The organism is Pseudoduganella sp. jia 12, assembly GCF_055502675.1.
On sequence record NZ_JBUXKP010000004.1, the window covers coordinates 153,975 to 174,142 of the forward strand.

The 20,168-nt window shown below is 63.3% G+C and carries 16 protein-coding genes, 1 tRNA gene and 1 pseudogene; 10 read left to right on the plus strand and 8 right to left on the minus strand.

The features are described 5' to 3' along the window. Nucleotide 1: 1 nt before the first annotated feature. From ACY65G_RS09920 to ACY65G_RS09950, 7 genes are all read left to right on the plus strand, one after another. Complete coding sequence (locus ACY65G_RS09920) at nucleotides 2–430, plus strand: CopD family protein (protein WP_464997200.1); 429 nt, start codon at nucleotides 2–4, stop codon at nucleotides 428–430. Nucleotides 431–585: 155 nt separating this feature from the next. Continuing rightward, a complete protein-coding gene (locus ACY65G_RS09925) occupies nucleotides 586–1,839 on the plus strand; it encodes a THUMP domain-containing class I SAM-dependent RNA methyltransferase (protein WP_464997201.1) in 1,254 nt (417 codons plus the stop codon). A gap of 49 nt (nucleotides 1,840–1,888) precedes the next feature. Next, nucleotides 1,889–3,175 carry a multidrug effflux MFS transporter gene (locus ACY65G_RS09930; protein ID WP_464997202.1) on the plus strand — a complete coding sequence of 429 codons (1,287 nt, stop codon included), beginning with the start codon at nucleotides 1,889–1,891 and terminating at the stop codon, nucleotides 3,173–3,175. A 197-nt stretch (nucleotides 3,176–3,372) separates the two neighbouring features. After that, the gene (locus tag ACY65G_RS09935; RefSeq protein ID WP_464997203.1) at nucleotides 3,373–5,538 is read left to right on the plus strand and encodes an HDOD domain-containing protein; all 2,166 of its coding nucleotides are present in this window, start codon (nucleotides 3,373–3,375) and stop codon (nucleotides 5,536–5,538) included. Then, nucleotides 5,535–7,751, plus strand: coding sequence for a putative bifunctional diguanylate cyclase/phosphodiesterase (locus tag ACY65G_RS09940; RefSeq protein WP_464997204.1), 2,217 nt, complete (start codon nucleotides 5,535–5,537; stop codon nucleotides 7,749–7,751). Before ACY65G_RS09935 ends, ACY65G_RS09940 begins: the two co-directional genes overlap by 4 nt. Before the next feature lie 6 nt (nucleotides 7,752–7,757). After that, nucleotides 7,758–9,305, plus strand: a complete 1,548-nt coding sequence (locus ACY65G_RS09945) for an SEL1-like repeat protein (protein ID WP_464997205.1) — start codon at nucleotides 7,758–7,760, stop codon at nucleotides 9,303–9,305. Nucleotides 9,306–9,653: 348 nt separating this feature from the next. Continuing rightward, nucleotides 9,654–10,463, plus strand: a complete 810-nt coding sequence (locus ACY65G_RS09950) for a flagellin N-terminal helical domain-containing protein (RefSeq protein WP_464997206.1) — start codon at nucleotides 9,654–9,656, stop codon at nucleotides 10,461–10,463. A 6-nt stretch (nucleotides 10,464–10,469) separates the two neighbouring features. Here ACY65G_RS09950 and ACY65G_RS09955 read toward each other — a convergent pair whose 3' ends face one another. Together ACY65G_RS09955 and ACY65G_RS09960 are read right to left on the minus strand one after the other, a co-directional pair. Next, nucleotides 10,470–11,630: a dienelactone hydrolase family protein gene (locus ACY65G_RS09955; RefSeq protein WP_464997207.1), complete on the minus strand. Its 1,161-nt coding sequence runs from the start codon at nucleotides 11,628–11,630 to the stop codon at nucleotides 10,470–10,472. 204 nt (nucleotides 11,631–11,834) lie between these two features. Then, nucleotides 11,835–14,585: a TonB-dependent receptor gene (locus tag ACY65G_RS09960; protein ID WP_464997208.1), complete on the minus strand. Its 2,751-nt coding sequence runs from the start codon at nucleotides 14,583–14,585 to the stop codon at nucleotides 11,835–11,837. A 453-nt stretch (nucleotides 14,586–15,038) separates the two neighbouring features. Between ACY65G_RS09960 and ACY65G_RS09965 the strand changes: the two genes are divergently transcribed. Next, complete coding sequence (locus tag ACY65G_RS09965; protein ID WP_464997209.1) at nucleotides 15,039–16,076, plus strand: TraB/GumN family protein; 1,038 nt, start codon at nucleotides 15,039–15,041, stop codon at nucleotides 16,074–16,076. 107 nt (nucleotides 16,077–16,183) lie between these two features. Next, nucleotides 16,184–16,257: transfer RNA gene (locus ACY65G_RS09970), tRNA-Gly, on the plus strand. Here the strand turns inward: ACY65G_RS09970 and ACY65G_RS09975 are convergent. The 6 genes and pseudogenes from ACY65G_RS09975 to ACY65G_RS10000 all read right to left on the minus strand — a co-directional run. Continuing rightward, nucleotides 16,223–17,038: pseudogene (locus ACY65G_RS09975) on the minus strand (zeta toxin family protein); the annotation flags it as partial. The gene ACY65G_RS09970 and the pseudogene ACY65G_RS09975 overlap by 35 nt on opposite strands. Before the next feature lie 140 nt (nucleotides 17,039–17,178). Continuing rightward, nucleotides 17,179–17,436: a hypothetical protein gene (locus ACY65G_RS09980; RefSeq protein ID WP_464997210.1), complete on the minus strand. Its 258-nt coding sequence runs from the start codon at nucleotides 17,434–17,436 to the stop codon at nucleotides 17,179–17,181. A 350-nt stretch (nucleotides 17,437–17,786) separates the two neighbouring features. Further along, on the minus strand, nucleotides 17,787–18,320 hold the full coding sequence (locus ACY65G_RS09985) for a hypothetical protein (protein WP_464997211.1): 534 nt from the start codon (nucleotides 18,318–18,320) through the stop codon (nucleotides 17,787–17,789). After that, a complete protein-coding gene (locus tag ACY65G_RS09990; RefSeq protein WP_464997212.1) occupies nucleotides 18,317–18,580 on the minus strand; it encodes a hypothetical protein in 264 nt (87 codons plus the stop codon). The genes ACY65G_RS09985 and ACY65G_RS09990 overlap by 4 nt, the downstream gene beginning before the upstream one ends. After that, a complete protein-coding gene (locus ACY65G_RS09995) occupies nucleotides 18,550–18,945 on the minus strand; it encodes a hypothetical protein (protein ID WP_464997213.1) in 396 nt (131 codons plus the stop codon). Before ACY65G_RS09995 ends, ACY65G_RS09990 begins: the two co-directional genes overlap by 31 nt. Beyond that, nucleotides 18,945–19,358, minus strand: a complete 414-nt coding sequence (locus ACY65G_RS10000; RefSeq protein ID WP_464997214.1) for a hypothetical protein — start codon at nucleotides 19,356–19,358, stop codon at nucleotides 18,945–18,947. The genes ACY65G_RS09995 and ACY65G_RS10000 overlap by 1 nt, the downstream gene beginning before the upstream one ends. A gap of 417 nt (nucleotides 19,359–19,775) precedes the next feature. Here ACY65G_RS10000 and ACY65G_RS10005 point away from each other — a divergent pair, with 417 nt between their 5' ends. Next, nucleotides 19,776–20,102, plus strand: coding sequence for a hypothetical protein (locus tag ACY65G_RS10005; protein WP_464997215.1), 327 nt, complete (start codon nucleotides 19,776–19,778; stop codon nucleotides 20,100–20,102). The last annotated feature ends 66 nt before the right edge of the window (nucleotides 20,103–20,168 follow it).

Sequence of the window (20,168 nt, forward strand, 5' to 3'; positions counted from 1 at the left end):
CATGCTGTGGGTTAAAGCGCTGCACATCGTCTTCATCACGTCCTGGTTCGCCGGGCTGTTCTACCTGCCGCGCATCTTCGTCAACCTGGCGCAGGAAACGCCGGGCCAGGCGACCGAGCGCCTGCTGCTGATGGCCCGCAAGCTGTACCGCTTCATGACGATGCTGGCCGTGCCGGCCCTCGTGTTCGGCCTGGTCCTCACATGGATGCAGTACCACTCGCCGGAAGGCATGAAACTGCCCGGCTGGCTGCACGCGAAGCTGACCTTCGTCGTGCTGGCGCTGGGTTACCACCACGCCTGCGGCTCGCTGCTGAAGAAGTTCGAGCGCGGCGTAAACAAACGCGGCCACGTGTTCTACCGCTGGTTCAACGAAGTGCCCGTACTGCTGCTGCTGGCGATCGTGATCCTGGTGGTCGTCAAGCCATTCTGAAGAAGTTGCCCGGAAAATGGGGACGGACCCCATTTTCCGGGCAACTTCGTTACAACTTCCGCAGCTGGTCACAGGCTGCGAAACAATGTTGCTCTAAAAATGGGGTACGTCCCCATTTTTAGAGCAACAGTTTTCCAACGGACAAAGGTACACCGATGACCACTTCTTATTTCTGCCCATGCCCGCGCGGCATGGAAGCGGCGCTGGCCGAGGAACTCCTCGAGATCGCGCAAACCACGAAAAGCCCCACGCTGAAGGTGCACAACCAGGTGCCCGGCGGCGTGCACTGCTCGGGCGACCTGTATGACGCCTACCGCGTCAACCTGCATTCGCGCATCGCCTCGCGCGTGCTGATGCGCATGGGCGTATGCCATTACCAGAACGAAAACGACATCTACGACCTCGTGCTCGCGCAGCCGTGGGAAGAGTGGTTCGGCGTGGAGCACACGATCCGCGTGGACGTCACCGCGATCAAGTCGCCGCTGAAAAGCATCGAGTTCACCACGCTGAAGATCAAGGACGCCGTGTGCGACCGCTTCCGCGACATGTACAACAAGCGCCCGTCGGTCAACACGCGCGAGCCGGACATGCGGATCGCCGGCTTCCTCGACCAGCGCCAGTTCACCATCTATCTCGATACGTCCGGCGAGGCGCTGTTCAAGCGCGGCTGGCGCACCGAGACGGGCGATGCGCCGCTGCGCGAGAACCTGGCGGCGGGCCTGCTGCGCGTGTCCGGCTGGAAGCCGGGCATGCCGCTGTTCGACCCGATGTGCGGCTCGGGCACGATCCTGTGCGAAGCGGCGCAGATGGTGCAGGGCGTGCCGCCCGGCGCGCGCCGCCGCTTTGCCTTTGAAAACTTCCACGACTTCGATCCGGCGCCGTGGCAGGAGATGAAGGCGGCCATCAAGCCGAACCCGTTGCCCACCGAGCCGACGATCTTCGGCTCCGACATTTCCGGCGACATGGTGGCAATGACGCGACATAATCTGAAGAGTGCCGGTATCCTGTTCGAAGTACCGCTGAAGCAGATCGAGGCACAGCAGGTGCAGGCGCCCGTGGCCATCGAAGCCGGCAGCCCGGCCATCCTGCTGACGAATCCACCGTACGGCGAGCGGATCGGCGTGCGGGGCGACAGCACGATGCCCGAAGATGAACTGGCGAAATCGTTCTATGCCGACCTGTCGAAGACGCTGAAGCAGCGCTTTGCCGGCTGGACCGCCTACCTGTTCACGGCCGACCTGAACCTGCCGAAGCTGCTGCGCCTGAAGGAATCGCGCAAGACGCCATTCTTCAACGGCGCGCTCGAATGCCGGCTGTTCCGCTTCGACATGGTGGCCGGCTTCAACCGGCGCGAAGAAGCGATTCCCGGTAAAGTCGTCAAACCCGACGAACCGAAAAGCGCAGAATGACGGGCGGCGATGGTGCCGGACCGCATTCGAGAACAACACAACGACCGACATGCTCCCCGACACCCCCGCCAACCTCCCACCCGACCCGGTCCCGCCCGCACCGCCGCGCAAGAAGCCGCACACCCGCCCGCTGAGCCATGCCGGCCTCGCGATGGTGCTGGCCGCGCTGTCGATGCTGGGGCCGTTCTGCATCGATGCCTACCTGCCCGCCTTCCCCGAAATCGGGCAGTCGCTGGGCGCCACATCCATCGAGGTGCAGCAAAGCCTTACCGCCTACATGCTGGCCTTCGCCGGCATGGTGCTGTGGCACGGCGCGCTGTCCGATGCCTTCGGGCGCCGCAACGTGATCCTCGTGTCGCTGGTCCTGTTCGCGATCGGCACGGTCGGCTGCGCCGCCGTCCACAGCGTGGAATACCTGTGGTTCTTCCGCATATTGCAGGGCGTATCGGCCGGCGCCGGCGTCGTCGTCGGGCGGGCGATCATCCGCGACCTGTACCACGATGCCGAGGCGGCCCGGCTGCTGTCGCTGGTCACGATGATCTTTGCGATCGCGCCCGCGCTGGCGCCCATCATGGGGGGCTTCATCGTCAAGTACTTCGACTGGCGCGCGATCTTCCTGGTGCTGTTCGTGTTCTCCATCGGGCTGTTCATCGTGTGCTGGCGGCGCCTGCCGGAAACGCTGCCGCTGCACAAGCGCCAGCCGTTCAACCCGCGCTTCCTGTGGGGCAGCTACAAGCAGATCCTCGGCTCGCCGCTGTTCCACCTGAAGTCGCTGATCGTGGCACTGAATTTCGCCGGCCTGTTCGTGTTCATCACGGCCGCGCCGGAATTCCTGCCGAAGCAGCTGCACCTGGGGCCCGACCAGTTCGGGTGGCTGTTCATTCCTTCCGTGTCCGGCATCTTCACCGGCGCGCTGTTCGCCAACCGGCTGGCCGGCAAGATCACGTTCGAACGCCAGATCGCCATCGGCTTCACATTCCTGATCGCGGCTGCCGGCGTCAACGTGCTGTATCACGTGTTCATGCCGCCATCGGTGCCGTGGAGCGTGCTGCCGCTGTTCTTCTACACGTTCGGCATGTCGGTGGTGGGGCCGGCCGCGACCCTGATGGCGCTCGACCTGTTCCCGCACATCCGGGGCACCGTGGCTTCCTGCCAGTCGTTCGAAACCACGCTGGCCGGCGCGATCGTGGCCGGCGTGGTGGCGCCCGCGCTGGCCGGCTCGGTGCTGTGGCTGGCCATCGGCCAGCTGGCGTTCACCGCATCGGCGCTGGCATTGTGGCTGGTGGCGCGGGTGTACCGGCGAACGTTGGTCACCGCTGCTATAGAGCAACAGTAACGGGCAAAAACGAAAGCGAACGCCCGTTTAGAAGTTGTTTTCGTGCAAGTCAGTGGCAATCTATGCTACGATAAACTGATGTTGCATTGAGTAAATATTTGACAACTCAATTGACGACAACATAAAACTACAGGGTGGCATGCCGTTTCCGGGCAGGACCGCCTTTCCGGGAAGAAGTTCACTGCGGCAGCGCCACCATGCATCAACCTGACCACGACATACGCAACCGCCTGCTGATCGCGCGGCTGCCGGCCATGCCGCAGATCCTGCTGAAGCTGATCGAACTGCTGCAGGCGGACGATGCCGGCATGCCGGAACTGGCCGCGCTGATCGCCAAGGATGCGGGCATGACGGGCAAGATCCTCGCCGTCGCGAACAGTTCCGCCTATCACCGCGCCAGTCGCACCGCCGCCCTCGAGCCGGCCCTCGCGGCGCTCGGCACGGACATGATCAAGACGCTCGTGATCAGCGAATCCGTGTTCCAGACCTTCAACAGCTTCCCCCATTCCGGCAGCATGAACCTGCGCGCGTTCTGGAAGCATGCGCTGGGCGCCGCCGTGGTGGCGCGCGACATTGCCCGCGCCACCGCCTATCCGCAGGTGGAAGAAGCCTACCTGGCCGGGCTGCTGCACAACGTGGGCCGGCTGGCGCTGCTGGCTGCCGCGCCGCGCGAGTATGGCGTGAACTTCATGGCGCGCGACGACGACGACCTGTGCGCCGTCGAACAGCGCACGCTGCAGATCACGCATACCGAAGCCGGCGCGTGGCTGATCGAGCGATGGAACCTCGATTCGTTCCTCGCCGACAGCGTGCTGTATCACCACGAACCGGTTGCGCGGCTGGCACCGGCGCATCCGCTGGTCCGCATCGTGCGGCTGGCGCACCTGCTCGTGCACCAGCCCGACGCGGCCGATGAGATCGCCGCCATGGCCGGCTATTGCGGCGTCGCCGCGCGCGACCTCGAAGCGATCGGGCAGGGCGCGGCGCGCCAGGTGCAGAAGGCGGCCGACTACCTGGGCATCGACCTGGCCGGTGCGGACGACGTGGCCCCGTTGCCGGCCGTGCTGCCGCCCGGTACCCCGGCGCCGGTGGACCCGGTGCAGGCGCGGCTGCAGGAGGAAATGCGCAACATGATGCTGGCGTCCGAGATGGGCCAGGCGTTCTCGCGCCAGCCGGGGCAGGCGGCATTGCTGGAATCGGTCACGCGCTCGGCGCGCATCCTGTTCGATCTCGATACGGCCATCGTGCTGCTGGAGGATCCCGCCGGCCAGGCACTGGTGGGCGTGCCGGCCGGCGATCGGCAGGGGCGTCTCGCCGGCTTCTCCATTGCGCTGGGGCAGGGCGGTGCCATCGCCGGCGCCGCCGCGGCACGCCAGGTGGCATTGCTGGTGCGTGGCGCGCCATCGCAGGGCATCGCCGAGGAACAGCTGTTCCGCATCCTCGGCAGCGAGGCCATGGTCTGCGTGCCGCTCGTGACCGGACAGCGCTGTGCCGGCGTGCTGCTGGGCGGCGTGGCCGCGTGGCAGCTGCCGTTCGTGCAGAAACGCGAGCGCTTCCTGCTGTCCTTCGGCGGCCAGGCCGCGATCGCGCTGGAAGCGGCAGGCGAGGAACGGGGCGAGGCGCAGCGCCAGGTCGCCCACGTAACGCAGGAATATCGCGAAGCGTCGCGCCGCCTGGTCCACGAAGTGAACAACCCGCTGTCGATCATCAAGAATTACCTGGCGGTGCTCGACGACAAGCTGGCACGCCGCGAACCGGTGGTGGCCGAGATGTCGGTGCTGAACGAGGAGATCGACCGCGTGGGGCAGCTGGTCAGCGGCTTGACGGAAGTGCAGCCCACCGCCGGCAGCGGCGCGGCAAGCATCGCGCGCGTGGTGGACGACGTGCTGCGGGTATTCCGCGCCACCGGCTTCATTCCGGCCGCGGCGCAGGTGCTGGTGCGCATGCGGGACGATCCGGACGAGATCGACGGCGATGCGGATGCGCTCAGGCAGATCCTCGTGAACCTCGTGAAGAACGCCGTCGAAGCGATGCCGGGCGGCGGCCGGATCGAGATCGCCAACCGTGGCCACGTGGTGCGCGAGCGCCGGCTGTACGTGGAACTGGTGGTGGCCGACACCGGGCCGGGCCTCGCGCCGGAAGTGCTGGCCAACCTGTTCTCCGCAGTAAAGAGCACCAAGCAAGGCCGGAACCGCGGCCTGGGCCTGTCGATCGTGCATGGCCTGGTGCAGAAACTGAATGGGCTGATCGCCTGCCGCAGCGGCAGGGACGGTACCAGCTTTGAAATCCTGCTGCCGGCGCGCCGCGGCAATACCCTGCCTGCGGCCCTGCCCGCACACCCTACGGACACAATCCAAGGATGAACGTGAATGACGACCTGGGCCAGGGCGGTATCGCCGGCTGCCTGCCCCGCCTGCTGCTCGTCGACGACGAGCCGCGCCTGCTGTCCTCCCTCCATGACCTGCTGCGCGATCGCGGCTATCGCCTGGTGACCGCCGCCAGCGGCCGCGAGGCGCTGGCGCACCTGGATGCCATGCGCTTCGACCTGGTGCTGCTGGACCTGCGCCTGCCCGATATCGGCGGCCATGACATCATGGACACGATCAACGCCCGCGGCTACGACTGCGACGTGATCGTGATGAGCGGCGAAGTGGGCATCGATGCCGCGATCGGCGCGCTCAAGCGCGGTGCCTACGACTACCTGCGCAAGCCGTACAGCCGCGAGGAACTGCTGAAGACAGTGGAAAACGCGCTGCAGAAGCGCCGGCTCGCCATCGACAACCAGCGCATCGCACGCAAGCTGGCCACCTCCGAGAAGATGTACCGCTACCTGGTGGACAGCTCGCCGGACATCATCTACACGCTCGACCACCAGGGCCGCTTCACGTTCGTCAACGACCGCGCCTTCCAGCTGCTGGGCTTTACGCGCGAAGAACTGATCGGCCAGCATTACTCCTTCGTGGTGCACGATGAAGACCTCGACCGGGCCCGCTTTGTGTTCAACGAGCGCCGGGTGGACGAGCGCGCGTCGCGCAACGTGGAATTGCGCCTGAAGTGCAATACCGCGCACGGCGCCGCCAACGGCGAGCGCACGTTCAACAACACGCTGATGACGATCTCGCTGAACGCGATCGGCATGCACGCGCCGGACAGCGCCCTCGGCACCCGCCACAGGCGCGAGTACTTCGGCACCTATGGCGTGGCGCGCGACATCACGGACCGCAAGCGCGCCGAGGAAATGATCTCGTACCAGGCCTACCACGACATCCTCACGGACCTGCCGAACCGCATGCTGTTCAAGGACCGCCTGGGCCTGGCCGTGATCCAGGCCAAGCGCAAGGTGACGGAACTGGCCGTGATGTTCATCGACCTGGACCGCTTCAAGCTGGTCAACGACACGCTGGGCCACGTGAAGGGCGACGAGCTGCTGCAGCAGGCGGCGGCGCGGCTGAAAGGCTGCCTGCGCCGCGGCGACACGCTGGCGCGCCAGGGCGGCGACGAATTCACGATCGTGCTGCCCGAGCTGCGCGACCGTGGCGATGCCAAGGCGATCGCCGAAAAATTCGTCGATGCGCTGCAAAAGCCGTTCGACCTCGATGGCCACGTGGTGCACATCTCGGCATCCATCGGCATCGCGATCTATCCGAACGATGGCGAAACGATCGACGAGCTGCTGCGCCATGCCGATATCGCGATGTACCAGGTGAAGGCGCTGGGCAAGAATGGCCACGGCTTCTACGACCCGTCGATGCTGGACATGTCGCACCAGAAGATCGCGCTGGAACAGGCGCTGCGCCGGGCGCTCGAGAACGGGGAGCTGGAGATGTATTACCAGCCGCAGGTGAACGTGGCCACCGGCCGTATCGTCGGCGCCGAAGGGCTGATGCGGTGGCACCACCCCGAGCGCGGCCTGCTGTCGGCCGGCGAGTTCCTGCCGTTCGCGGAGGAAAACGGCCTGATGCTGCCGCTGTCGGACTGGATGCTGGGCGCGCTGTGCCGCGACCTGCTGGCATGGAACACGGCCGGCGGCGACTCGCTGCGGCTGTCGCTGAACGTGTCGCCGCAATACCTGGATCGCGGCGACTTCTTCGAGAAGATGCGCGGCGCGCTGACGCGCTACGGCATTTCGCCGGCGCAGATCGAAGTGGAGATCACCGAGAATATCTGCATCCGCAATCCGCAATACGCGATCGAGCAGCTCAACAAGCTGTGCCAGCTGGGCGTATCGGTGGCGATCGACGATTTCGGCACCGGCTACTCGTCGCTCGCCTACCTGCACCGGTTCCCGATCCACACGATCAAGATCGACCAGAGTTTCGTCAAGGAGATCCACGACGAGAACGGGCATTACCCGGTGATCCTGGCGATCATTTCGATCGCGCGGGGCCTCGGCCTGCACCTGGTGGCCGAAGGCGTGGAAACCGACGTGCAGGCGCGCTACCTGCAGGCCAACGGCTGCGCCACGATGCAGGGCTACCTGTATTACCGGCCCGTGTCGCTGGATTCGTTCCTCGACGTGCTCGCGGCGCAGGACCGGGCATGCAACGATTCGCTGTCGCTCGCCTTCCAGGACTGACCGCGGATGGGCGACCGCGAAAACCAGGCCGACGTGGCGCGGATCCGCGCGCTGGCCGAGAACGGCGCAACGCACGCCCAGCACGCGCTGGGCTTCCGGTATTTCAACGGTGACGGCGTTCCGCAAAGTTTCGAGATGGCGCTGGCCTGGTACCGGCAAGCCGCCAACGGCGGGCTCGCGCAGGCGCAATACAACCTCGGCGTGATGTACCAGAAGGGCCAGGGCGTCGCGGCCGACCTGCCGGAAGCGGCGCACTGGTACCGGCTTGCGGCCGGACAGGGCTACCCGGCCGCGCAGTACAACCTGGGCTGGCTGTATGCCAAGGGCCATGGCGTGGCCATCGATGCCGACGAGGCGCGCCACTGGTTCGGCAAGGCCGCCGAACAGGGCGACGCCGGCGCGCAGAACAACCTCGGCATGATGTACGACACGGGCAAGGGCGTGCCGCAGGATCACGTCCAGGCGGTGGCCTGGTACCGCAAGGCCGCCGGCCAGGGTTATGCCCGCGCGCAGTTCAACCTGGGGCAGCGCTACGAGAACGGACAGGGCGTGCCGCGCGACGTGCAGGAAGCGATCGCCTGGTACCGCAAGGCGGCCGAACAGGGGCACGCACCGGCGCAATTCAACCTCGCGCTGCGCCACGAGAAGGGCGACGGCGTGGCGCGGGATGGCGCCGAGGCCGTGCGCTGGTACCGGGCGGCGGCCGAGCAGGACCACGTTAGCTCGCAGTTCAATCTCGCCCTCATCCACGACAATGGCCTGGGCGTGCCGCGCGACGAAGGGCAGGCGCTGGAGTGGTACCGGCGCGCCGCCACGCAGGGCCACGCCGCCGCGCAGGACAACCTGGGCCAGCGTTACGAGGCGGGGCAGGGCGTGGCACGCGACCTGGCCGAGGCGGCGCACTGGTACCGCAAGGCGGCCGGGCAGGGCTTCCCGGCGGCGCAATACCATCTGGGCCAGCTCCATGACAGTGGCGATGGCATGGCGCGCGACGCGGGTGCGGCAATCGACTGGTACCGCAAGGCCGCCGACCAGGGCCACGTGCGCGCCCAGTTCGACCTGGGCCTGCGCCACGAGACGGGGCGGGACGTGCCGCTGGACCTGGCGGCGGCGATGCACTGGTATGGCCGCGCAGCCGAACAGGAATATGCCGCGGCCCAATACAACCTGGCCCTGCTGCACGACCGCGACGACGGCCCGGCGCCGGACGTGCTGCGGGCCAGCGACTGGTACCGCAAGGCCGCCGGGCAAGGCCATATGCAAGCCCAGTTCGCCCTCGCGCTGCGCCACGATAACGGCCTGGGTGTGCCGCGCGACTTCAGTGCCGCCTTCGACTGGTACCGCCAGGCTGCCCTGCAGGGCCACGCCCGCGCCCAGCTGAACGTGGGCCTGATGTACTTCGCCGGCCAGGGCACCATCGCCGATATGGCCGAGGCGCGGCAATGGTTCCAGCTCGCCGACCGTAACGGCGAACCCGGCGCCGCCCGCTACCTCCGCGAAGCGAGCCAGCGCCTTGGCAGCGCCGCCAGTACTATGGTTGAGCCTGTGTTGTGAGAGCGGCGCCCTTACTGCCAGGCACCGAGACACGAACCCAGCTACGACTTCCCGCGCATGAGCCCGTGTCTCCGTGCCTGTGTCTCCGTGCCAGGCAACGGGACACGAACTCATCCACAATTCCCGTGCATGAGCCCGTGTCTCCGTGCCAGGCACCGGGACACGAACTCATCCACCACTTCTACGCCCAAGCCCGTGTCTTTGTGCCGGGCACTGGGGCGCAGGCACCGGGACGGGCTCAACAATTATTTGATGCCGTGTGACAATTAGTGATGGAGTTTTCCATTTTCGCGCCGTAACTGATGAGTAGGGGAAATTTCCCTTTCTAGGAAGTTAACGGATGCCGGCATGGCAATGATCTTGAACACCAACGTGGATTCGCTGTTTGTCCAGCGGGCGCTCGCGCGCTCGACGGCTGACTTGAACACGGCGCTGCAGCGCCTGTCCAGCGGGAAGCGTATCAATTCGGCAAAGGACGATCCGGCCGGATTCGCCATTGCGGAACGCATGTCGGCGCAATTGCGTGGCCTCACCCAGGCGGGCCGCAACCTCAACGACGGCATTTCGGTGGCGCAGACGGCCGAGGGGGCGATCGGCGAGCTCGGCAATAATTACCAGCGCATCCGCGAACTGGCCGTGCAGGCGGCCAATGATACCAACAATGCCAGCGACCGCCAGGCGATCCAGATCGAGGTCAACGCGCTGGTCCTGGAAAACCGGCGCATCGTCGCCGATACCCGTTTCAACGGCATCGCGCTGCTCGACGGCTCGTTTTCCGGCGCGATCCAGGCCAGCGACCGAGCGGGCGACACCATCGACTTCGCCATCGGCGCGGTGGCCACCCGCGAAGATGCCGACATCGACATGAGCAGTCACGTCGGCGCCACCGAAGCGCTGAAATACCTAGACAAGAAGCTCGAAGCCATCAACCTGCAGCGCGCCAGCCTGGGCGCGATGCAGAGCCGTTTTACCTATGCCTACGGCAACGCGATGATGGCGTCCGAAAACCTGGCCGCCGCCCGCTCGCGCATCGTGGATACCGATTACGCCGCCGAAGCGTCGAAGCTGACGCGCGCCCAGATCCTGCAGCAGGCCGGCTTCGCGATGCTGGCCCAGGCGAATTCGATGCCGAAGATGATCCTGCAGCTGCTGCGGTAGGCCAGGTCACGGCTTGGCGAACTGCCGGTCCAGCCAGTCGTAAGCGTAATCCTGCGCTTCCTTCGGGAACTCGTGGTCGCCCGGCCGCACGATCGCCTCGAACCTGTCCGCGGCGCCATGGGCCTGCCATACCTTCGCCATCTTCGCGTAAGCCGCCCGCACCGAGGCGACGGGGAACAGCTTGTCCGTTTCACCCGCGAAGAACAGCGTGGGCTTCGGTGCGGCCAGGCTGGCCACGTCCGGATGATCGAGGTAGCGCAGCAGGCCGGGATGCATCATCTGGAACGCGGACGAGCCGCGCAGCTGGTTGCTGCCCGGGACCATCAGCCCTTCCGTCGTGGCCATCCAGTTCGATGCGATGACGGCCGTGACCGAATCGGACAGTGCACCCACCTGCCAGGCACGGAAGGCGCCCATCGAGAAGCCCAGCGCCGCCACGCGCTTCGTGTCGACTTCCGGCATCGATGCGAGGAACTGCGCCGCGCGTGCATCCTCGAGCGCCATGTTGCCGGCCATCGAGCTGCCCAGGTTGAAGAAGTTCGAGGCCAGCGCCTGCTGCTGTTCACCCGTCAACGGGCCGCGGTCGCCCCAGCCCACGGCGTCCGCGCACAGCACCACATAGCCGCGCGCGGCCAGCGCATCGCCGGGCCAGCGGCCGGAAAAATGCTTGTCGGCCCAGGCCTTCGCCGAGGCGTGCTTCGTGGCGTCGGCCGCACCGAACGGTTCGATCATCTTTTCCTTGCCGATGTCGAACTTGCCGCCATGGTCGTGCAGCATCAGCATCGCCGGATGCGCGCCGGGAGACTTCGGCACCAGCAGCAGCGCGCGCACGCGGCTCATGCCGGTGAGATTGAACACCACCTGCCGCGCCACGTAGCTGCCACGGTCTTCTTCCGCGATCACCTGGGGCTTGAAGGGCGTGGCATCGGGCTGCTGCAGCGTGGCTTCCCACACCTTGGCGCGGCCCTTTTCGCGCCAGGATTTCAGATCCTTCACCTCCGGCGACCAGGCCATCGGATAGGTCATCTTCGCCTTCAGCGCGGGCGCGAAGATCGGCATATTGTGTTCGGTGCCGGGCGTTTCGTAGTCCTGCGAATGGGCGGCCAGCGGGAACAGCAGGGCGGCGGCAAGGACGGCAAGCGGGGCGGTGCGGCGGTGAGTGGTCATGCGGTCTCCATGTTGTGCCCCGATTTTGCCATGTATCGGGGAATGGATTCCTTCGCGAAGGCGCAAGTCGCTGATTGATTGGCGCGGCATGGCGGCCGGATGTCCATCCGTATCGTTTCTGGCGCCGATGCAAAAAGACCCTGCAGGCCATGAGCCTGCAGGGTCAAAGCCGGCACTGCTCCGCCGGCGTCCTTGGAAACAAGGTCAGAACTTGTAGTTCACACCGAACAGCACGATGCGGCCATATTTGGCATATTCCAGCTGGCGATCCTTGCGGTTCGCGTAGGTTTCATACGCGGCATTGTTCAGGTTATTCACCTGCAGCAGCAGGCCCAGGCCCTTGTAGCGGCCATCGTTGAACGTGTAGCCTACCTGCGCATCGACCGTCGGCGCATCGTGCACGAAGCGCAACTGGCGGTCGCCGGCGAAGTTGCCGATCTCGCCCACATAGTCCGAGCGGCGGCGGCCGCTGACGCGCGTCGAGAATCCTGCCTTCTCGTAGTAGAGCGTCAGGTTCGACACGTTGCGGGACAAGCCCGGCAGCTGGATCTTGCCGATCGTTGCGTTGACTTCCTTGATGTCGATGCCGCTCTCCGTGTACGAGGTGCTGGCCAGCACGCCGAACCCCTCCAGTGCCGGTGACAGCAGGTCGAACGGGATCGACACCGTCAGTTCGGCACCCTTCAGCATGCCGCCATCGCCGTTATACGATGTGGTGTACTGGCCGAAGTTGGAGATGGCATTCGTGCCGGCCGTGTACTGCGAAAAATCGCGCGTTTCCGAGAACGTGTAGATGTACGTGTCCAGCTTCTTGTAGAAGCCGGCCAGCGCAATATAGCCCTTGTTGCCGAAGTACTTTTCATAGGACACGTCGAATGCCTTGGCGCGCCATGGATCGAGCTGGGTGTTGCCGCCGCTGCCGCCCGGCAGCCGGGTGCCACTGGCAACTTCGAAGTTGAAGCCGGCATTGAGCTGGTCCACGCGGGGACGGGCAATCTGTTTCGCCAGCGAGAAGCGCAGGGTCTGGCCCTCGGCCAGGCCAATGGCCAGGTTCATGCTCGGCAGTACGTCGGTATAGGTCTTGCCGTTCTCGATCGGATGGGCCACGCCCGCCGCGTCGGCATACAGCGATTCCGACGACTGGTCGGTGCGGATGATCTGCGCGCCGATATTGCCCCGTACGGAAACCCCGCCGATGTCGCTGTCGATATTGGCACGGGCAAAGGCCGTGGTGATTTTCTCCGTCACGTCCCACGCCCGGCTGATCGTGCCGGCATTGTTCTCCAGGCTGTAGTTGATCGGATCGAAGTACCTGGCGATCACCGCCGGCACATTCCAGGATGGCACCACGCCGGCGCCAGCAAACCCCAGGTCGACCGGTGCGTACAGCAGGTCGCTGGAAATCGTCGGCGTGCCCTTTGCGAACAGCAGGCCGTCGGGCTGGCGCTTGGTCTTGGTGCGGTCGCTGTAGTTGACGCCGACGTCGAAGCCGGCAAGGTAGTTTTCAACGGCTGCCGGTGCCGGCAGCGTTGCCTGCACCTTCAGGCTTGCCAGCCTGTCTTTCAGGTGCGGCGCGTAGGTCTTGCCGTAGCCATAGATCGAATCCCCCGTGTGCAGGATGGCCGGATTGCTGTAATCGAGCTGGCCGGACAAATGCGCGAAATGGCCCGAGCCCCAGCCGACGGTCATCAAGGGATCGTTGAACGCGCCGCCGCCGGCGGTCTGCAACTGCAGGTTGTTTTCCAGGTAGGTCTCGTCGCGCTCGGCCTGCGAGTAGTTGGCATCCACGACCAGCGACCACGCGCCGAAATTGAACCTATTGTTCCAGCCCGCGGTGCGGATCTTGTCTTCGCGGTGATTGTGCTGGCCACGCACCAGCGGATAGGCGCCCGTGGCCGTGCCGCCGACCAGCGTGTTGTCGACAACATTGGCGGTGGCGTAGCTGAAGCCGATGGGATTGTTGTTGCCGTTGAAGCCCCCGAGGTTGACTTCGAACTGGTTGTTCGTGTCGACCTGCTTGAAGTTCGATGCGAAGACATCGAGGGTACTGGTCCACATGCGGCTCGGGCGATATTCCAGCACGCCGATCACGCCGGTGCGCGTCAACCGGCCGCTCTTCGCCAGTGCCTTCACTCCGGCCGTCACATAGGTGCCGGCCGGCACGCCGGAAATGCGGGTCTGGTCGAACGGTTCGTAGGTGCCGGTTTCATTGTCCAGGATCGGCGATTCCATGTTCGCCACGCCCAGTGCCACGCCGATGGTGCGGTTGGCGAATTGGTCGATATAGCTGGCGCTCACGCGATGGCCATGGTCCTTGGCATTGGCGATCTTGCCCAGCGAATTCTTCTCGCCGCGCACGTTGAACGAGATGGTGCGCCCGGGGAACGACAGGGGCCGCACGGTCTGCATGTCGATGGTGCCGGACAGGCCCTGGCCCACGAGGCCCGCATCCGGCGTCTTGTACACGGTCACGGCGCTCAGCAGCTCCGATGGGTACTGGTCGAATTCCACGCTGCGGTTGTCGCCCGTGCTCACCTGCTCGCGGCCGTTCAGCAGCGTGGTGGCGAAATCCGGCGACAGCCCGCGCACGCTGATCACCTGCGCGCGCCCCGCCACGCGCTGGGCGGCCAGGCCGGGCAGGCGCGCAATGGATTCCGCGATGCTCGTGTCGGGCAGCTTGCCGATGTCCTCGGCGGAAATCGATTCCACGATGGACGTGGCGTCCTTCTTCACCGAGATGGCATCTTCGATGCCGCGGCGGATGCCCGAGACCTTCACCTGGGCGATGCTGCCTTCCGCCGTGCTCGTGGTGGCAGCGGCCGGAGTGGCCGCATCCGCCGTGCTCTGGGCCAGTGCCGGGGCGCCCAATATCGACAGAAGCACCGCACAGGCCGTGGCGATGGGATGCAGCGGGAAGGAAGCGCGTGAACTGCGTGGAAATGCCTGGACGTGCATTGATGTCTCCATGGTGTGCGAAAACTGCTGGCTGGCCACGCTCGACGGCGTTTCGGCCTTCTTGTATTAAAACTAGCTACCTATCGAGCGGAACTTTAGCAAAAATACATTGCATTCATAGAGGTAAAACACTATTTTTAGCAACAAATCGTCGTGTGGTTGTATTCACACTACAGTGCTTTTTCATGAAATGTACTTCGACTACATACTTAGCAGGGGCTGCCGCAAGAGGATGATGGCCGCTCCCGTTTCGATGCCGGGCGAGCCTGGCGGTGCATGGAACCACGATGGCCGGGTGACTTGCAAAGTGCAGGTAACCTGCCATTCGTGATGGACCGGGAAGGGATCTGCCGGCGTAGCGGTAAAAACTGGATTCGTTTGCGAAATTGCAATACGATGGCTCAGCTTTCGCATTGCGACGAAAGCGTCCGGGTAGCCAACCAAGGAGTCTCGATGTCCCGTCGTTTCGTATCCACCGCTGTTCCCGTACTGTGTCTTTCGCTGCTGGCTGCTTCCGCCATGGCGCAGACCGAGCCACCGCAGCCGGCCGCCGCCATCGAAGCCACCAGCGAGGTCGCCGCCGAAGCTGCGCCGGAGCAGATCCTCGTGGTGGGGCAGCGGCCCGGCCCCGGCTTGTGGAAGGTGTCCAGGGGCGACCACGTGCTGTGGGTATTCGGTACCTACGGCCCGCTGCCGAAAGGCATGGAATGGCGCTCGCAGCGCGTTGAGTCGATCATCGCCCAGTCGCAGGAATTCATCGCGGAGCCCTCCGCGCAGCTGGGCGTGGGCTGGTTGCGCGGCCTGACCGTATTGCCGTTCATGATCGGCATGGAAAACAGCCCCGACGGCAAGGTGCTGAGCGACCTCGTACCTCCGGAAACGCACGAGCGCTGGCTGGCACTGCGCAAGCAATACCTGGAGGACGACAACGGCTTCGAGCGCAAGCGCCCGCTGTTCGCGGCGCAGGCACTGTCGGCGAAGGCCACCGAAGCGGCGGGGCTGTCGAGGAAGAAGGACCTGAGCGACAAGCTGGCGCAGATCGCCAAACAGAACAAGGTCAAGATCACATCCACCAATGTCGACATGCGGGTGGACAGCCCGGTCAAGACGGTGCGCGAATTCAAGAAGACGCCGCTGCAGGACGTGGCCTGTTTCACGAAAACGATCGACCGCATGAATACCGATCTCGACGCACTGCGCGTCCGCGCCAATGCCTGGGCGAAGGGCGATATCGAAGCGATCAACGCACTCGATTTCTCGGAGCAGGAAGCGGCTTGCCTGGATGCGGTACAGAACAACAAGATCATGCAGGAACAGGGCTTCGGCAACATCGACACGAAGATGCGCGCCGCCTGGCTTGGCGCCGCCGAACAGGCGCTGGTGGCGAACAAGGTCACGTTCGCCGTGCTGCCGATCAAGCTCATTCTTGGCAAGCAACCCTTGCTGGCGGAGCTGCAGATGAAGGGGTATGCGGTGGAGCAGCCGGAGTAAAGGTGCAGGATGACGGATGCGTGCTAAAAGGGCGCACCCGAGCGGCGGCTTGCGTTAAGCCTGCAATATTGTCAGCGCCCGCCAATCGCGCGTAGAATGCGAGGCACGCGGGTGTAGCTCAATGGTAGAGCAGGAGCTTCCCAAGCTTAAGACGAGGGTTCGATTCCCTTCACCCGCTCCAATAAGGCATTCCGCTCTCCCTCCCTACTAATCCGAACGGCTGGCGGGCGGGACGTATGCGCTACAAGCTGCCGGGCAGCCGCCGCCCGCTCAGCCTCCATTGCCTCGCGCTCACTTGGTTTGGCGCCGCGTTTTTCAAGCTGTTCGCACAATCTTGCGTAAGCTGGGGCCTTCTCCCTTTGGTATTCCAATGACAAGGGACGAGCGCGCTCAGACTCCAGCGCGAGCTTCGCACCCGGCGGCCGTGTTACCCACTCACCGTCGCGCACCGTGTTTCCATAGATGGACTTTTGATGTTTGTCATGTACCGCTAGACGGTCGACGGTCTTGGCGCGCTCCACTGCGTCGACGCTTTCGGGCAAACCTTTATAGGCAGCGTCGTGAACTTTGTTCGGAACAAAGCGTCCCGAACCCTTTTGTTCTTTTTCGTCCTCGTACCGGGTGTGAATGCGCTGGGCGCTGATTTCGTCCTTGACAGCTATCATCCTAAGCTCAACGCGGTACCCAGCCTCTTTCAGCCTAGTCGTGAGCGCTACCAAAGAGTCCGGGCTTTTCGACGTCTGGTCGATAATAAGGTTGCGCCGGCCCTCAATGGCGTCGGTGGTCAGCTGTTTAGTCCATTTTGAGGCGTCAGAATGCGTGAAGTCGGCGGCCTCACGGTCGTTCGCGCGCATGAGCGCTCTATGCTTTGGGTGTTCCGGCCTGAGCAGGTCGGGATCGACAAGAACATAGCCACCTTGCTTTGCCATTTCTTTTTGTGCGTGCGCTGTGATGCCACCTTTGCCTGACCCCGGCTAGCCACCAGTGATCACCGCCATGGGCTTTTCTTGTGGTTCGACGCCTGAGAGACGCCTTTTCGCAATTTCCGCGTAGATCCTGTTGTGATCCACTTTGTCGAGTTCGTGGGATTTTCCATCCTGAGTTATTCCTTCGCGTTCAACGCACGGAGGATGGGCCCATAAGTAGCATTGACCTTGGCGATCCCCGCCGCATCCTCGACGTCCAACGCTTCAAGCAATAGCCTGAGTGACTCTTTTTCATCCTGCCATTGCGTTATCTTCGCCAGGTCGGGCATAGCCTTCTGCTCTTCTTCATAAACAACCTCCGAGTAGTAATCTACCAGGTCGAGTAAGGTACTCTGGGCAAAGTCGTGCTCCCTCCATTTTTCGCGATCGCTCATTCCATTCCTTCCTTCCTATGTGCGCGGTCTTGAAATCGTCCGGCGTCTTCAATACGGTGCGCTTGATTCAAAATTGATAATAATAACCGCCCAATGGGCATTCATGTATAAGGGAATGATATTGGGGAACGCCGCGTGCTCGCAGGCTTTTTGGGAGTTCCCAAACTTACGGCGAAGGTTCGGTTCTCTTCACCCGTTCCAGATCGCCCGGATGAATGACGTTTCTGCCTTGCGGGGATCTCACCAAGCCGCTTTCCGGTCTTTCCGATGCGTCTTGACTCTGGGGCGATCAGTGGGTCTCGCTCATCGCTCCGCTCCCGTTCCGGGTGTGCTTCGCGTGTCGCTTCGCGTTACTCGCGCACTTGTATTTGGGGTAGCTCGCCCCGCTCGATACTTTTCACAATATTTTCCTTGATACGTGCAGAGACGTAGGCTTTCTGCTCGGGTGTCAGGCCATCGGCCTGCACGCGCTTTTCCATTGCAGCGGCGGCGGCATAGGCGCCCGCCAATTCGGGATGCTCCTTGATGCCTTCTCCGGGCGGCTTTTGTGTAAAGGCTTGGACGCGTGCTTGTGCCAGGGCAGTTGCCTGGTCGACGCCGGTGCCGGCGGCAAGATGCCTGCTGTCCGCATTCCGTCCCTGCGCTGTCGTTGGTGCCGAAGCATGCAGCGCATCCTTGGCAATGGCACCATTGGATTCATGCTTGTGCTCTTCCGATTTCAGCTTAAGCTGTGCCTCTGTCAGTAGATGTCGCCCGTCCGCAAACTCTGTCTCCTTTGCCGGATCGAGTACAGGCTTCAGATTCGAACATTGATCGGCCGAAAGGGCTGGCGATGTGCCGTTGATAAAGGCGGCTGTATCGACTGCGGTAACTCTTGCGTTCATAGTGCTGCCTGCATTCCCTGCATGCGATCGAAAGACGAGGCCGCAACAGCTTTGTTCACTTCTTCCAAGGAGCCAGTTGTTTTGTAGATTTCCTTGAACACATCTTTTGTTATGCCGTTGATGGACGGGATATCGTTGTTATTCAATGCTTCACGTAATTCGACCTGGGCAAAGACACGGTCACCTCTGGCATAAGGTGTGGCCGTAACAACTTCAGTCTTGGTATTTTTTACGAAGCGCTCCGACGTGGCCGCCCACATACCATCCTTGCCATCAAACAGGACTTGTTGCCAGGATCAGTGTAATCCTCACGCACTTTTTTTAGCGTTGTCCCATGGACGGTCGCCACCGCGTTGATGAATTCATCGGACGATAGCAGTTTCGCCGCCTCCGTCTTGTCGACGACCCGTACGTCCTTGTCTTGCCTGGCGACAGCAAGTGCCAGTTTATTGCTCGAGACGTCGGCATTTACCATTCCGCGGTAGAGCATCATGACGTTACCGGGCGTGTCGACCGACATTCCACGAACGAGATCCTGCAATGCCTCGCGTGTGTTGAATCGGTCAGGATGCTTGCTTAGGGTTTCTACCGCCTTTGCTGCAGGCAGTTCGGCACGGTTTTCCATCAGAAGGCCATTGTTGCATGGTGATGGGCGCTGCGAGACGACATCCCGAAGCTGCCGTAGGCGGTCAGAGCGTCGCGCAGATCCTGGAGAATCTCGTCCCGATGCGCTTCCAGTTCGGGCGGTAACTCGAGCGGCGGATGAGCCAGCGTCCAGGTCGTGTTTTCCTCGAACGTCGCATCATCCGGAGAGCTGGAAATCAGGTCCAGTTCAAGCAGGACACCCTTCCAGAAAAATGTAAATTCCATTGTGGACGGGCTCTCCTTATCGAGACGTATCCACCGGAGATAAACGTTGCGCGTCCGGTCGATGACCCATCCGTTCCCGAATCCGACCACGAATAAATCTTCGTTAATTTCTCGCAATCCATAAGCAACGATGTCAGTTTCTGGAATGTTTTCACGGACAAAAGCCATATATTTCCTAATGGTATCGTAAGAGTTTTACTTTGGTATGATTGTGGAAAATATAACAAAACGATTGGTGAATGTGTAGAATGCTCGCGCCATTATTCATGCCGGATAGCGCGTACTACCAAAGTGCTTTCCCGCCCCCACCATGTCCACGGCAACGGCCTCACGGCAGCGCGCCCTCCCCAAAGTGACTTGCTTCGCTCTGTAAAGGCGGAGTATCATGCAGCGCAAAATGCGGATATAGGGGAGGGCGATCTTTCGCCAATGTCCCATGATTGCAGGCTTCCTCTAACAGTTCCCAAAGCTTAAGACGAGGGTTCAATCCCTTTCACCCGCTCCAGATATCAGATTTCACTTCGTAGCCAGGCCAAGGCGCCCCTCACGCCAGGCCAGCCAACCGGAAGCCTTCCGCACAGCCGTATGTCTCCGCGCATATTCGTCCAACTGCTGCTCTCCCTGCTGTTGCTGGTTTCCCAGCAGCTGGCGCTGGCGCACGGCTATACGCACGTCCAGCGCACCGTCACGGAGCAGTTGCGCGGCAAGGATGACGGCGCGCCGCCGACGGCGGCGGATCACCTGTGCGCCCAGTGCCTCTCCGCCGACCAGCTCGCGCATGCACTTGCCGTTCCCACGTATCACTTCAAGGTGGCCGGCAATGGCTATCTGCCAGGGATCGAACCCGCAGCAAGGCCGGCCAGCAGCAAGACCGTCCACGCCTTCCAGCCGCGTGCCCCGCCCCGGGCCTGACCAGCACAATCAAGCAGTCACTTGAGCCGCCGCGCAGGCATTGCGCGGCGGCGGCTCGTCATTCCC

What these genes read in the sequence shown, in the direction of transcription:
- ACY65G_RS09940 (WP_464997204.1), top strand. Translation starts at nt 5,535, where the DNA reads ATGAACGTGAATGACGACCTGGGCCAGGGCGGTATCGCCGGCTGCCTG.
- ACY65G_RS10000 (WP_464997214.1), bottom strand. Translation starts at nt 19,358, where the DNA reads ATGGCTTTTGTCCGTGAAAACATTCCAGAAACTGACATCGTTGCTTAT.
- ACY65G_RS09990 (WP_464997212.1), bottom strand. Translation starts at nt 18,580, where the DNA reads ATGTGGGCGGCCACGTCGGAGCGCTTCGTAAAAAATACCAAGACTGAA.
- ACY65G_RS09995 (WP_464997213.1), bottom strand. Translation starts at nt 18,945, where the DNA reads ATGGAAAACCGTGCCGAACTGCCTGCAGCAAAGGCGGTAGAAACCCTA.
- ACY65G_RS09980 (WP_464997210.1), bottom strand. Translation starts at nt 17,436, where the DNA reads ATGAGCGATCGCGAAAAATGGAGGGAGCACGACTTTGCCCAGAGTACC.
- ACY65G_RS09935 (WP_464997203.1), top strand. Translation starts at nt 3,373, where the DNA reads ATGCATCAACCTGACCACGACATACGCAACCGCCTGCTGATCGCGCGG.
- ACY65G_RS09930 (WP_464997202.1), top strand. Translation starts at nt 1,889, where the DNA reads ATGCTCCCCGACACCCCCGCCAACCTCCCACCCGACCCGGTCCCGCCC.
- ACY65G_RS10005 (WP_464997215.1), top strand. Translation starts at nt 19,776, where the DNA reads ATGTCTCCGCGCATATTCGTCCAACTGCTGCTCTCCCTGCTGTTGCTG.
- ACY65G_RS09920 (WP_464997200.1), top strand. Translation starts at nt 2, where the DNA reads ATGCTGTGGGTTAAAGCGCTGCACATCGTCTTCATCACGTCCTGGTTC.
- ACY65G_RS09950 (WP_464997206.1), top strand. Translation starts at nt 9,654, where the DNA reads ATGGCAATGATCTTGAACACCAACGTGGATTCGCTGTTTGTCCAGCGG.
- ACY65G_RS09960 (WP_464997208.1), bottom strand. Translation starts at nt 14,585, where the DNA reads ATGCACGTCCAGGCATTTCCACGCAGTTCACGCGCTTCCTTCCCGCTG.
- ACY65G_RS09955 (WP_464997207.1), bottom strand. Translation starts at nt 11,630, where the DNA reads ATGACCACTCACCGCCGCACCGCCCCGCTTGCCGTCCTTGCCGCCGCC.
- ACY65G_RS09945 (WP_464997205.1), top strand. Translation starts at nt 7,758, where the DNA reads ATGGGCGACCGCGAAAACCAGGCCGACGTGGCGCGGATCCGCGCGCTG.
- ACY65G_RS09965 (WP_464997209.1), top strand. Translation starts at nt 15,039, where the DNA reads ATGTCCCGTCGTTTCGTATCCACCGCTGTTCCCGTACTGTGTCTTTCG.
- ACY65G_RS09985 (WP_464997211.1), bottom strand. Translation starts at nt 18,320, where the DNA reads ATGAACGCAAGAGTTACCGCAGTCGATACAGCCGCCTTTATCAACGGC.
- ACY65G_RS09925 (WP_464997201.1), top strand. Translation starts at nt 586, where the DNA reads ATGACCACTTCTTATTTCTGCCCATGCCCGCGCGGCATGGAAGCGGCG.